Origin of the sequence: Streptomyces atriruber, from assembly GCF_001418325.1 — a bacterium.
In the GTDB taxonomy this organism is placed as follows: domain Bacteria; phylum Actinomycetota; class Actinomycetes; order Streptomycetales; family Streptomycetaceae; genus Streptomyces; species Streptomyces atriruber.
Genome location: NZ_LIPN01000408.1, coordinates 1 through 11,508, shown reverse-complemented (window position 1 = coordinate 11,508; position 11,508 = coordinate 1). Strand labels below are relative to the sequence as shown.

The window sequence follows — 11,508 nt, the reverse complement described above, 5'->3', positions numbered from 1 at the left end:
CCCCTCCCTTGCTCCGCCCTCTTCGTCCCGGCCCCCGACAACGCGATCGGACTTCTCTCATGAGCACGGAACACCGCACCGAGCCGCGCTTCGACCTTCCCGAGGCCGACGCCTTCACCCGGCCCTACTGGGACGCGGCCGCCGAAGGGCGCCTGCTGATCCGCCGCTGCGGGGCGTGCGGGGCGGCCCATCACTACCCGCGCGAGTTCTGTCCGCGCTGCTGGAGCGAGGACGTCTCCTGGGAGCAGGCGAGCGGCAGGGCCACGCTCTACACGTGGTCGGTCGTGCACCGCAACGACCTGCCGCCGTTCGGCAGCCGCGTCCCCTACGTCGCCGCGGTCGTCGACCTCGCCGAGGGCCCGCGCATGATGACGGAGGTCGTCGACTGCGAGGAGGGCGCGCTGCGGATCGGGATGCCGGTGGAGGTGACGTTCCGGTCGGCGGCGGAAGGGGTGGCGGTCGCGGTGTTCCGGCCGGGGGACCATGGTTCATGCCCAACGAACCCGAACCCACGGAACACTCCGTCTGGCAGCTGACCACCGACCTCGACGGGTTCCTCGACCGCGCCGGGGAGTTCCTGCACTCCGAACCCGCCCTGCACACCGTGGTGCTCGGCGTCGCCGAAACCCTGCGGGTGCGCGGGCTCCGGACGTACGGCGACGGGGCGCCCCTCTTCGGGACGTACGCCGACGCCGACGGCGCCGTCCGGGGCGCCTTCGTCCGAACCCCTCCGCGCCGCGTCGCCCTCGGTCCCGTCGCGCCCGAGGCCGCCGCGGCCCTCGCCCGGCAGCTCGCCGAGGCGGGCCCGGACCTGCCCGGGGTCGCCTCCGAGCAGGCCACCGCGGAGGCGTTCGCCAGGGCCTGGGAGGAGCATACCGGAGCCGCGGTCACCCTCGGCAGGCGTCAACGCCTGTACCGGCTCGGCACCCTCACCCCGCCGGGACCCGCACCGGCCGGTCGCGCCCGCGTCGCCACCGCGGCGGACCGGGGCCTGCTGGCGCGCTGGCACGAGGAGTTCGGCGAGGCCGTCGGCGAACGCTCCGTGATAGAACCGGGCGAGTGGGCCGACTCCCGCATCGCCTATGGAGGCGCCACCCTCTGGGAGGACCCCGAGGGCACGCCGGTCGCCCTGGCCGGCGCCACCCGCCGCGTCGCGGGCCAGGTCCGCGTCACCCCCGTCTACACCCCTGCCGCCTTCCGCGGCCGCGGATACGGGGGTGCCGCCACCGTCGCGGTCACCCGCGCCGCGGTCGACGCGGGCGCGTCGGAGGTCCTGCTCTTCACCGACCTGGCCAACCCGACGAGCAACGGGCTCTATCAGCGCATCGGGTACCGGCCTGCCGGGGACCACGCGCAGTGGGACTTCACGGCCACAGCAGTTCCTTGACCCAGTCGTCGCCGTCGTCCGCCTTGCGGTAGCGCAGGCGGACGTGGCGGCGTCGGGCGTCTCCCTGGAAGAACTCCGCCTCCACCGGGTCCAGGACGTACAGCGTCCACGTCGGGGAGTCCGCGTCCGGCTCCGCCCGGGCGCGCTCCCAGGCCGCCTCGGACGAGCGTGCCAACTCTGCGTATGTGTCCAGGACTTCGCTCTGTCGTCCGATGAGCGCCGCGGCCAGGGCGCCGGTCGACCTGGCGTGCAGGTCGGCGAGGCTCTCGGTGTGCGGTGCCGTGGTGACCCGGCCCCTGATGCGGATCTGGCGGCCCTGCGTCGGCCAGTAGAAGTGCAGGGCGGCTTCCGGGCGGGCCGCGAGCTGGCGGCCCTTCCTGCTGCTCGCGTGCGAGGCGAAGTGCCAGCCGCGGCCGTCCGCGTCGTGCAGCATCACGGTCCGCACGTCGGGGCTGCCGTCCTCCGCGACCGTCGCCAGACCCATGGTGTGCGGCTCGGGCTGCCCGGCCGCCACCGCCGACGCGAACCAGTCGTGGAACAGGGGCAGCGGCGCGGAGGGCGCGTCGGTCGCCGGGTCGAAGGCGGGCAGGTCGACGTCCCAGACCCGCTGGGCCCTCAGCAGCTTCTGGAACCCGGTCGGAGTGGAGGACGGAGAGGACGCGGAGGACCCAGAGGTCTCAGAGGACGCGGAGGTCTCAGAGGGCGTGGAGGACGTGGAGGGTGTGGAGGGTGCCGAGGTGGGGCGCGGGTCTGGTGTCGTCATGCGGTGATTGTTGCCGGTCGGCCGTGCCGGGGCCTCGGCCCTCGGCCGTGCTGGAGGCTTCAGCCCTCGGCCGTGCCGGGCGCCTCAGCCCCGCCCCAGCACCACCGTCCCCGAAGAGCAGAACCATCCGCCCGTCCCCGACGCCACCGCCAGCTCGGGCAGAGTGCCGTCGTGGCGTCTGACCTGGCCGTCGCCCGCCGTGCCCCGCAGCTGTCGTACCGCCTCCACCAGCAGGAACAGGCCCCGCATTCCGGGGTGCTGGGCGGACAGGCCGCCGCCGTCCGTGTTGGTCGGCAGTTCGCCGTCCCGCAGCAGGCGGCCCTTCTCCACGAAGGAACCGCCCTCCCCCTTCGCGCAGAAGCCGAGGTCCTCCAGGGTCACCAGCGTCATGTACGTGAAGGCGTCGTAGATCTCCGCGATGTCGACGTCCGCGGGCCGCACCCCCGCGCGCTCGAAGGCGAGGCGGCCACTGACCGCCGCCGGGGAGACCGTGAAATCATCCCACTCGGACATCGTCGTGTGCGAGACGTGCTCGCCCGCGCCGAGCACCCACACCGGTGCGGCGGCGCAGTCCTGCACGTACTCCTCCGCGGCGAGCAGGACCGCGCAGCCGCCGTCGGAACGTATGCAGCAGTGCAGCTTGGTGAAGGGGTCCGCGATCATCGGTCCTCCGAGGACCTCGTCGACCGTGATCGGGTCGCGGAACATCGCGTCCGGGTTGGTCGCGGCGTTGGCCCGCGCCTGCACGGCGACGGAGGCGAGCTGCTCCAGCGTCGTGCCGTACTCGTGCATGTGGCGGCGCGCGGCCATCGCGTACTTCGCGATCAGGGAGTGCCCGTACGGGACCTCGAACTGCAGCGGGCCCCGCGCGCCGAACGAGAGGTTCGAGGTGCGGCGCCTCGCCTTGATGTCGGCGCGGGCGGTGGAACCGTAGACGAGGAGCACGGCGTTCGCCCGCCCCGCGGCTATCGCATCCGCCGCGTGCGCGGCCATGACCTCCCAGGTGGCGCCGCCGACCGAGGTCGAGTCCACCCAGCGGGGCTTGAGGCCGAGGTACTCGGCGACCTCCACCGGCGCCAGCGTGCCGAGGCCCGCCGAGGCGATGCCGTCGATGACGTCGCGGCCGAGCCCGGAGTCGGCGAGCGCGCGGCGGGCGGCCTGGGCGTGCAGCGCCTGGGGCGTGGCCTCGTCGACCCGGCCGCAGTCCGAGAGCGCGACACCGACGACGGCGACCTTGCGGGGCGCGGTGGGCGCGGCGGTACGGAACGTGTTGCTCGGTACGGCAGTTGGCATGAATCTGACGGTACATCAGATCCGGGTTCGCGGGAGGGGGTGCGCGTCGCGTCCGCGTGACGTCGGCCCCGTGCGTTTCGTGTGACGTCGACCCCGTGCCTTTCGTGTGACGTCGGCTCTCTGTGCATATCGCCGCCGCCGTCCTAGCATGACGGCCCGTCAGATTCGGGTCCGGGCCTTCCGTGCCCGGGGGAGGAGCCTGCCGATGGACGCCGCCTTCAGTGCGGAGCAGGGCGAGATCCGCCGCACTCTTCGTGAAGTGATCACCAAGCGGTGCGGGCCCGACGAGGTCAAGGCGGCGGTGCGGACGCCGGACGGTCATGACACCGCCCTGTGGGGCGCCCTCGCCGAACAGCTCGGGCTGCCCGGACTCGCGCTGCCGGAGACCTACGGCGGCGTGGGCTGCACCGCCGCGGAACTCGCCCTCGGCGTGGAGGAGCTGGGACGGGCCCTCGCGCCCACCCCGCTGCTCGCCACCGCCGTACTCGCCGCCCCGCTCGTCCTCGCGCTCGGCACCGAGGAGCAGCGCGCCGCCCACCTGCCCCGCATCGCCGCGGGCGAGCTGACCGCCGCCCTCGCCGTCCCCGGCACCGGGCTCGCCACGGCGCTCGGCCTCGTCGGGGACAACCGCGGCGACTGGGCGGGCGGCGGCCGCGCGGGCGGCGTGCAGGCGCGGCTCTCCGGCGGGGTGTGGCGGCTGTACGGACAGGCCGAGCAGGTCATCGACGGGCACAGCGCCGGGCTGCTGGTGGTCGCCGCGCACGCGGGCGGGTTCGCCCGGTCCCGTACGCTCCTCTTCCTCGTACGGGAGGGAGCGCCCGGCATGGTGCGGGCCCGGCAGACCGCCCTGGACGAGACCCGTACGCAGGCCCGCGTCGAACTGCGAGACGTGGAGGCCGAGTTGCTGGGCGTCGACGACGCCGATGTGCCCGCCGCGCTCGGCGCCGTGGGCGACGTCGCGGCCACCGTCGTCGCCGCGGAGGCCGTCGGGGCCGCGGAGCGCGCGCTGGAGCGGACGGTCGAGTACGTGCAGCAGCGGGAGCAGTTCGGGCGCGCGATCGGCTCCTTCCAGGCGGTGAAGCACCGCCTGGCCGACGTGTACGTACAGGTGCAAGCGGCGCGGTCGGCCGCCTACTACGCGGCGTGGGCCGCGGGCGCGGAGGCCGCCGGGTTCGGCGGGCAGGGCGCCGAGCGGGCCGGTGGGCTCGCGCTCGCGCAGGGGCTCGACGCGCTGCGGACCGCCGCGTCCGAAGCGGTGCAGCTGCACGGCGGCATCGGCTTCACCTGGGAGCACGAGGCGCATCTGTACTTCAAGCGGGCGTCCGGCGACGACCTCCTGTTCGGGCCGGTGCACCGGCTGCGGGCGCGGGCGGCGGAGCGGGCCGGGCTGTTCGAGGAGGCATCGCCTGAGCCCGAGCAGGTGTCGTCCGAGCATGCGTCGCCCGAGCATGCGTCGTCCGAGAAGGCGCCGGTCGGGAAGGCCGGCTGATGGCGGTCGGGCTGCGGCTGGTGCAGAAGGTGTCGTCCACCCGCGCCTTCGCCAAGGTCGCGCCGCACTTCATCCCCGCCATGGACCGGACCGTGCACCGGCTGACCCGGGGCAAGGTGCTGCTCAGCGCGCAGATGCTGCCCGGCGTCATCCTGACCGCGCGAGGGGCCAAGAGCGGGGTGCCGAGGCGGACGCCGCTGGCCTGCATGCCGGAGGAGGGTGGGGAGAGCTGGGTGCTGGTCGGATCCAACTTCGGGCGGCCCGGCCATCCCGCGTGGACCGCCAACCTGATCGCGGGGCCCGACGCCGAGGTGAACTGGCGGGGCGCCGACATCCCCGTGCGGGCGCGGCTCCTGTCGGGCGACGAGCGGGCCGAGGTCTGGGCTGCGGCGCTGAAGTTCTGGCCGCCGTACGCCGCGTACCAGGCCCGGGTGGAGCGGGAGATACGGCTGTTCCGTCTGGAGCGCAGGTGCTGAGTGCTGAGTGCCACGTGCTGAGCGCCACGTGATGCGTTTCTGAGTGATGCGCGCCGAGTGATGCGCGCTGTCCCGACCACAACGGCGGATCACCGAGGTGATCCGCCGTCGGGCTGACAGGACCGGGGTGAAGGGGCGCGGGCCGCCTTCAGAGCTCGTGGAGCGTACGGGCTACTTTGTCGGCTTCTTTCCGGTTACGCCCAGATGCACCAACATCGCCAGGTTCGGCTTCAGTTCGGCCTGCTTCACGCCCCACGTCTGGAAGCCGCGCTGATGGGAGGCGACCGCCGCGAGCATCGCGACCAGGGAGCCCGCCATCGCCGCGGGGCTCACGTCCTTGTCGACCTTGCCCTTGGACTGGAGCTCCTTGACGGTTTCCGTAAGGGAGTTGTTGACCGAGTTGAGGATCTTCATCCTGATTTTGTAGAAGCGCTTGTCGCCCTCCGCGGCGCCCAGATCGACGACCCGGAGGATCGCGTCGTTCTTGCGCCAGAAGTCGAGGAAGCCGTCCACCAGGTCCTGGGAGGTCTGCCACCCCGCCTTGCCGACCCACGAGCGCCCGTCGAGCAGCTGGGTCAACTCGGCGCCCTCCGCGGCCATTTGCTCCGCGATTTCCAGAACGGCGCCTTCGACATCCGGGAAGTACTGGTAGAAGGTCGCGGGTGAAGTCCCCGCCTTCCGGGCGACGTCGATGACTTTGACGTCCCGGTAGGGCGAGGAGCTGAGCATCTCGCTGAGGCAGTCGAGCAGCTTCTGACGCGTCGCCTGACCGCGCCGACCGGCCACGCGGCCGTCGACGGTACGTACCTGTCCTGTCATGCCGTCAGCTTACCGAGGGGTGATCGGAGCGCGATTCGGCCGAGTGCAAATGGGGTTGAGGCGCATGAGCGCGGCGGACGGCGCACCCGTCGCGCACCCCATGAAAATCAGCCAAGCGTTCGAATCTTGGCGCTGCGCGGACCGGGGCGGGCGGCTAGCTTGACTGCCATGGACTACGCGCAGCGGGACACAGGGGGCGGATACGCGGAGGGCGTGCCCTGCTGGGTCGACGCCATGCTGCCCGACGTCGAGGGCGGCAAGCGGTTCTACGGTGAGCTCTTCGGGTGGACTTTCGACGCGGGCGCGGGTGCCCCCGGGGCGGCGTACGGGCACTACGCCCAGGCCTACCGCGACGGCCTCCCCGTGGCCGCGCTCGCCCCCAAGGCCGACGGCCGCATGCCCACCGTGTGGACGGTGTACCTGGCCAGCCCCGACGCCGCCGCGCTGGCCGGGCGCATCAAGGGCGCGGGCGGCTCGATGATCACGGACGTCATGTCCGTGGGGCCCTTCGGCTCGATGGGGCTCGCCGCCGACCCCGAGGGCGCCGTCTTCGGGCTCTGGCAGGGCGGCACGCACCACGGCTTCGGCAAGCAGCGGGAGCCCGGGTCGTACTGCTGGACCGAGGTGTACGCACGGGACAAGGACCTGGTCGACCCGTTCTACGAGCAGGTCTTCGGATACGGCGGCCTGGACCTCGACCTCGACGGCGAGGACTTCCGGATCTGGTCGCCCGCGGGCGCCGAGCCGGGCCCGGACACGGCGATCGGCGGCCGCGGCCTGCTGCCGGGACCCACCTCGGCCACCCCCTCATCGGCCGCTCCCGCCCCGGCCGCCCCCGTCTCCGACCGCTACGTCCCCGCGCGGATGCCCGCGCACTTCCTCGTCTACTTCAGCGTCGCCGACACCGACGCGAGCGCCGCCACGGTGACCCGGCTCGGCGGCCGCGTACAGGCCCCGCCGACCGACACCCCGTACGGTCGGATCGCGGTGTTCACGGACAATCAAGGGGCGACATTCGCGGTCCTTCAGGGCTGAGCGGGTGTCGGCAGGGCCCCGGGACGGCCGGGAGAGCGGCTCGAAGGCGGGGTTTTGTCCGTAGACACCCCGATCCCGCCCCGGGTTCGCCACCGCCGCCTCGGACAGGAAGAATCAGGGTGCGTGCCGCCGTAGCGGCTCGGTGGTGAGACGCTGCACGGGGCTGTCTTCTTCGGCGGCCGCGTACGGGGAGGTGGCAGGGCAAGTGGTGGATCAGCTGACGCAGCACGATCCGAGGCGGATCGGCCCGTTCGAGGTCCTCGGCAGGCTGGGCGCCGGTGGCATGGGCCTGGTCTATCTCGCGCGCTCCGCGTCGGGACGGCGCGTGGCGATCAAGACGGTACGGACCGAGCTCGCCGAGGACCAGCTGTTCCGTGTCCGCTTCACGCGCGAGGTCGAGGCGGCCCGCGCCGTGTCCGGTTTCTATACGGCCGCTGTGGTGGACGCCGATCCGCGGGCCGCCGTGCCCTGGCTCGCCACGGCGTACGTCCCCGCGCCCTCCCTCGAAGAAATAGTGAATGAACACGGGCCGCTGCCCACCCAGGCGGTGCGCTGGCTGGCGGCAGGCGTGGCCGAGGCCCTGGAGTCCATCCACGGCGCGGGCCTGGTCCACCGTGACCTCAAGCCGTCCAACGTCCTCGTCGTCGAGGACGGGCCGCGCGTGATCGACTTCGGCATCGCGTCCGGCGTCTCCAACACCCGGCTGACCATGACGAACGTCGCCGTGGGCACGCCCGCGTACATGTCGCCCGAGCAGGCCAAGGACTCGCGCAGCGTGACCGGCGCCAGCGATGTCTTCTCGCTCGGCTCGATGCTCGTCTTCGCCGCCACCGGGCACGCGCCCTTCCACGGCGCGAACCCCGTCGAGACCGTCTTCATGCTGCTCAGGGAAGGCCCTGACCTCGAAGGGCTCCCGAACGAGCTGCGTCCGCTCATCGAGACGTGCATGCAGATGGAGGCCGCGCTGCGGCCCACCCCCGCCGACCTCCAGGCCCAGCTCGCGCCGCACCTCTTCGCCTCCGAGAGCGCCGACAACGATGACAGCGGCACGGCGTCCGCCTGGCTGCCGGAGCGGGCCGTCGCGCTCATCGAGGCCCGCAGGGGCGGCCGTCCGCCGGCCAGGGTGCCCGCCGCCGCGGGCCGCAGCGGCGGCCGGGGCGCCGCCCCCGCCGTGTCCGCCGCGCCCGTCACCGCGCCGCCGCCCCCGCAGCAGCCGCCGCACCAGCCGTCCCAGCCCTTCGCGGTCACGCCCGACGCCGGGCCCGTGCGGCTCGCCGGGGCGAAGGTGCCGATCGGCCCCGGGCCGCGGGTGGCCGGACAGCGCTCCGCCGCCGTGCCCGCCGATCCCGGGCTCGCCGGTTCCTGGTCCCGGTCCGCGCCCCATCGCGCCGCGGGCAACGGCGTCGACCCGGCCGCCGCGGCGGTGCCCGCCCCCGCCCCGGCGCCCGACGCGGGGGCCAGCAGCTGGCGGCCCTGGCGCTTCCGCATGTCCAACGACGTCTGGGGCACCCCCGCCGTCGCGGGGAACCTGGTCTACGTCACGTCCTTCGAGGTCCACGCGCTGGACGTCGGCACGGGCCGCCGCAGCTTCAAGACCCGGGACGTCGCCTGGTCCATGGCGGTGGCCGACGGCCGCATCCACGCCTCCGACGGGCCCACGCTCTACGCCCTGGACGGCGCCGACGGCTCCGACCTGTGGCGGCTGCCTACGGACGCCTGGGTGTACTCCCTCCAGGCCGACCGGGGCACGGTCGTCACGGGCACCCGCGGCGGCGGCGTCCAGGCGTGGGAGGCGGTGAACGGCGAGAAGCTCTGGGAGATCACCGGCGCGCAGACCGACTTCGAGATGCCCGAGGCCGGGCCCGCCGTGTTCGACGGCACGGTGTACGTCTGGAAGGACGCAAGGCTGCGGGCCCTGGAGGCACGCACCGGCGAGGAACGCTGGTCGTACCCCGTGGGCGACGCGGCCTCCTGCGGGGGCGTGCCGGTGCGGCTCACCCAGGCGCAGGACGGGTACGTGTACGTGGCCGCGGGCAGCCGGGTCCTGGCGATCGACGTGGCGGGCGGTCACGTCCGCTGGCACTTCGAGGCACCCGCCGCCTTCCTCTGCCCGCCCGCCTTCGCCCCCGGGCCCGCCGTGACGGGCGGCGGCGTCTACCTCGCCGACTACCTCGGCACGGTGTACGCCCTCGACGCGACCGACGGCCGCGACCGCTGGCGCATCGCCACCGAGTCCCGCTCCTCCATCGAGCCGGTCCTCGTCGCCGACGGCCACGTCCACGTGGGCAGCGGCAAGGGCCTCTACACCCTCGACGCGGTCACGGGCACGCCGAAGTGGCGGTTCCAGGCGGGCGGCGAGGTCGTCGGCGCGCCCGTCGTCGCCGACCGGCGCATCCACTTCGGCTCCACGGACCACCTCCTGTACACCCTGAAGGCGGACGACGGCCGCCTCCGCTGGAAGCTCGCCACGGGCGGCGAGATCACGGGCGCGCCCGTGGTGCGCGACGGGGTCGTGTACGCGTGCAGCAAGGACCGCTGTGTGTACGCGCTGGACGCGGAGCGGGGCACGGGGACGTCGCCGAGGCCGTAGCCGCGGGGCGTCAGCGCTCCGGTGGCCGCTGCCAGGCGGCCGGGGGCCCGGAGGGCCGGTCCTGCCAGGCCGGGGGCGCGGAGGGCCGGTCCTGCCAGGTCGGGGGGTCTGCCGGGGCCGGGTCCCGTTCCGCCGGAGCCGGGTCCCGTTCTGCGGGTGCACGGCGTCCGAACCCGCGTCCGCGTCCGTGCGCCCGCCCCGTCATGACCGCCGCGCCGAGCAGCAGCGCCACCCCGCCACCGAAGCTGCTCAGCAGCCCCTGGCCGAGGCCCGAGCCGTCTCCGGCGACGGCGAGGCTGCCCTCCGCCTGGCCCTGGCGGACCATCCACAGCACCGTGAAGCCGAGCACGAGCACGCCCGCGACCGCCACGAGCAGCCGCGACCTCAGGGCCACGCCGATCAGTGTCAGGAGCGCCGCGAAGGCGAAGGGCAGGAAGAGCGAACCGAAGAGTTCCGCCTTCGTGTCGGTGATCCCGGCGCCCGAGAAGAGCTCGCCGATGCGGAAGTGACGCCCGAGACGGCCGTCGTACCAGGCTCGGAAGGGGCTCCGGACGGCGGCCGTCGCTCCGGCGAGAGCGAGGATCGACCCGAGGACGTTGCGGACCATCCGGGGCCTCCTCGTGCGCGACTCGCTGTGCGCATCCGTACGCGTCTCTCAAGATCGACGCTACGCCGAGTGCGTGCGGCTCGCCATGCGACGGCTTTCCGGCGCCGGTTCCCTCCCCCTGTACTCACCTCGTACGGAAGTCCCCGCTCCTGCGGCGCGTGAACAGCTCCGCCTGCCGGTCCGGCGGCAGGTTGCCCAGGGCGATCAGATGGGGCGCGTGCGCCAGGGCCTGGGTGCGGGCCGCCTCCTTCGCCGACCAGACCGCCCGCACCGTGCCCTGCACCGCCTCCGTGGGGTACGCGGCGATGGTCTCGGCGGCGCGGACGGCCGCCGCCAAGGCGCCCCCGGGCGCGGTCAGTTCGGAGACCAGGCCGGTCTCGTACGCGCGCCGGGCGGAGACCCGCTCGGCCGTGCCCATCAGCGCCATCCTCGCGACCTCGCCGAACGGCATGCGCTGCGCCATGTGGATCGCCTCGTACGCGCTGACCATCCCGTACGTGGTGTGCGGGTCGAAGAACGTGGCGTGCTCGTCCGCCACGACGAACTCGGCCTCCCCGAGGAGGTAGAAGGCGCCGCCGCACGCCATGCCGTTGACCGCGGCGATCACCGGCTTCCACAGGTCGTTGGCCTTCGGGCCGATCGCGATCAGCGGATCGTCGATCGTGTAGGGGGAGGCGGGCTGGGGGACGTCCGCGTCCCGGTCGATGCCGGTGCAGAACGCCTGCTCGCCCGCGCCCGTCACCACCACCGCCCGCACGGTGTCGTCGAAGCGGAACTGCCGCCAGGTCTGTGCCAGCCGGGCCGCCGTGCGCACGTCGATCGCGTTGTGCCGCTCGGGGCGGTCCAGGGTCAGGACCGCCACGCCCGATTCCTTGTCCGTGGTCGTGCGCAGTGCGCTCACGGCCGCTCCAGGAGCCAGCGCGGAACCGTGCATCCGTCCAGCTCGGTGAAGGCGACCTGCACCTTCGCGCCGATGCGGAGCCGGTCCGGGGCGACGGAGTTCAGGGGGGCGTCGGGGGTGGCGACCAGATTGCCGACCAGGCGGATGC

The 11,508-nt window shown here is 73.7% G+C and carries 11 protein-coding genes; 6 read left to right on the top strand and 5 right to left on the bottom strand.

The features are described 5' to 3' along the window. Positions 1-59: 59 nt before the first annotated feature. Both AOK03_RS33890 and AOK03_RS33885 read left to right on the top strand, forming a co-directional pair. On the top strand, positions 60-536 hold the full coding sequence (locus AOK03_RS33890) for a Zn-ribbon domain-containing OB-fold protein (RefSeq protein WP_055569213.1): 477 nt from the start codon (positions 60-62) through the stop codon (positions 534-536). Continuing rightward, the gene (locus AOK03_RS33885; RefSeq protein WP_055569212.1) at positions 491-1,387 is read left to right on the top strand and encodes a GNAT family N-acetyltransferase; all 897 of its coding nucleotides are present in this window, start codon (positions 491-493) and stop codon (positions 1,385-1,387) included. The genes AOK03_RS33890 and AOK03_RS33885 overlap by 46 nt, the downstream gene beginning before the upstream one ends. Here AOK03_RS33885 and AOK03_RS33880 read toward each other — a convergent pair. Together AOK03_RS33880 and AOK03_RS33875 are read right to left on the bottom strand one after the other, a co-directional pair. Next, positions 1,365-2,150: a pyridoxine/pyridoxamine 5'-phosphate oxidase gene (locus AOK03_RS33880; protein ID WP_079075127.1), complete on the bottom strand. Its 786-nt coding sequence runs from the start codon at positions 2,148-2,150 to the stop codon at positions 1,365-1,367. The two genes, AOK03_RS33885 and AOK03_RS33880, sit on opposite strands and share 23 nt — an antisense overlap. An 84-nt stretch (positions 2,151-2,234) precedes the next feature. Beyond that, on the bottom strand, positions 2,235-3,443 hold the full coding sequence (locus tag AOK03_RS33875) for a thiolase C-terminal domain-containing protein (protein WP_055569211.1): 1,209 nt from the start codon (positions 3,441-3,443) through the stop codon (positions 2,235-2,237). A 205-nt stretch (positions 3,444-3,648) separates the two neighbouring features. On the opposite strand from AOK03_RS33875, the gene AOK03_RS33870 reads away from it, so the two are divergent. After that, a complete protein-coding gene (locus AOK03_RS33870; protein WP_055569210.1) occupies positions 3,649-4,932 on the top strand; it encodes an acyl-CoA dehydrogenase family protein in 1,284 nt (427 codons plus the stop codon). Then, complete coding sequence (locus tag AOK03_RS33865; protein ID WP_055569209.1) at positions 4,932-5,408, top strand: nitroreductase family deazaflavin-dependent oxidoreductase; 477 nt, start codon at positions 4,932-4,934, stop codon at positions 5,406-5,408. Before AOK03_RS33870 ends, AOK03_RS33865 begins: the two co-directional genes overlap by 1 nt. Positions 5,409-5,579: 171 nt before the next feature. Here the strand turns inward: AOK03_RS33865 and AOK03_RS33860 are convergent, their stop codons facing one another. Beyond that, the gene (locus AOK03_RS33860) at positions 5,580-6,227 is read right to left on the bottom strand and encodes a TetR/AcrR family transcriptional regulator (RefSeq protein WP_055569208.1); all 648 of its coding nucleotides are present in this window, start codon (positions 6,225-6,227) and stop codon (positions 5,580-5,582) included. Positions 6,228-6,395: 168 nt separating this feature from the next. Here AOK03_RS33860 and AOK03_RS33855 point away from each other — a divergent pair, with 168 nt between their 5' ends. Further along, complete coding sequence (locus tag AOK03_RS33855) at positions 6,396-7,262, top strand: VOC family protein (protein WP_055569207.1); 867 nt, start codon at positions 6,396-6,398, stop codon at positions 7,260-7,262. A gap of 205 nt (positions 7,263-7,467) precedes the next feature. Then, entirely contained in the window at positions 7,468-9,852 is a 2,385-nt protein-coding gene (afsK, locus tag AOK03_RS33850; RefSeq protein WP_055569206.1) for a protein serine/threonine kinase AfsK, read from the top strand. Between the two features lie 10 nt (positions 9,853-9,862). Here the strand turns inward: afsK and AOK03_RS33845 are convergent, their stop codons facing one another. Next, positions 9,863-10,459, bottom strand: a complete 597-nt coding sequence (locus tag AOK03_RS33845) for a hypothetical protein (protein ID WP_079075126.1) — start codon at positions 10,457-10,459, stop codon at positions 9,863-9,865. Between the two features lie 124 nt (positions 10,460-10,583). Then, the gene (locus AOK03_RS33840; protein ID WP_055569205.1) at positions 10,584-11,393 is read right to left on the bottom strand and encodes an enoyl-CoA hydratase/isomerase family protein; all 810 of its coding nucleotides are present in this window, start codon (positions 11,391-11,393) and stop codon (positions 10,584-10,586) included. Positions 11,394-11,508 lie beyond the last annotated feature (115 nt).

Bases quoted from the DNA above. Each gene is read 5' to 3' on its own strand.
- AOK03_RS33845 (WP_079075126.1), bottom strand. From the start codon at position 10,459: ATGGTCCGCAACGTCCTCGGGTCGATCCTCGCTCTCGCCGGAGCGACG.
- AOK03_RS33855 (WP_055569207.1), top strand. From the start codon at position 6,396: ATGGACTACGCGCAGCGGGACACAGGGGGCGGATACGCGGAGGGCGTG.
- AOK03_RS33860 (WP_055569208.1), bottom strand. From the start codon at position 6,227: ATGACAGGACAGGTACGTACCGTCGACGGCCGCGTGGCCGGTCGGCGC.
- AOK03_RS33880 (WP_079075127.1), bottom strand. From the start codon at position 2,150: ATGACGACACCAGACCCGCGCCCCACCTCGGCACCCTCCACACCCTCC.
- AOK03_RS33840 (WP_055569205.1), bottom strand. From the start codon at position 11,393: ATGCACGGTTCCGCGCTGGCTCCTGGAGCGGCCGTGAGCGCACTGCGC.
- AOK03_RS33865 (WP_055569209.1), top strand. From the start codon at position 4,932: ATGGCGGTCGGGCTGCGGCTGGTGCAGAAGGTGTCGTCCACCCGCGCC.
- AOK03_RS33890 (WP_055569213.1), top strand. From the start codon at position 60: ATGAGCACGGAACACCGCACCGAGCCGCGCTTCGACCTTCCCGAGGCC.
- AOK03_RS33885 (WP_055569212.1), top strand. From the start codon at position 491: ATGCCCAACGAACCCGAACCCACGGAACACTCCGTCTGGCAGCTGACC.
- AOK03_RS33875 (WP_055569211.1), bottom strand. From the start codon at position 3,443: ATGCCAACTGCCGTACCGAGCAACACGTTCCGTACCGCCGCGCCCACC.
- AOK03_RS33870 (WP_055569210.1), top strand. From the start codon at position 3,649: ATGGACGCCGCCTTCAGTGCGGAGCAGGGCGAGATCCGCCGCACTCTT.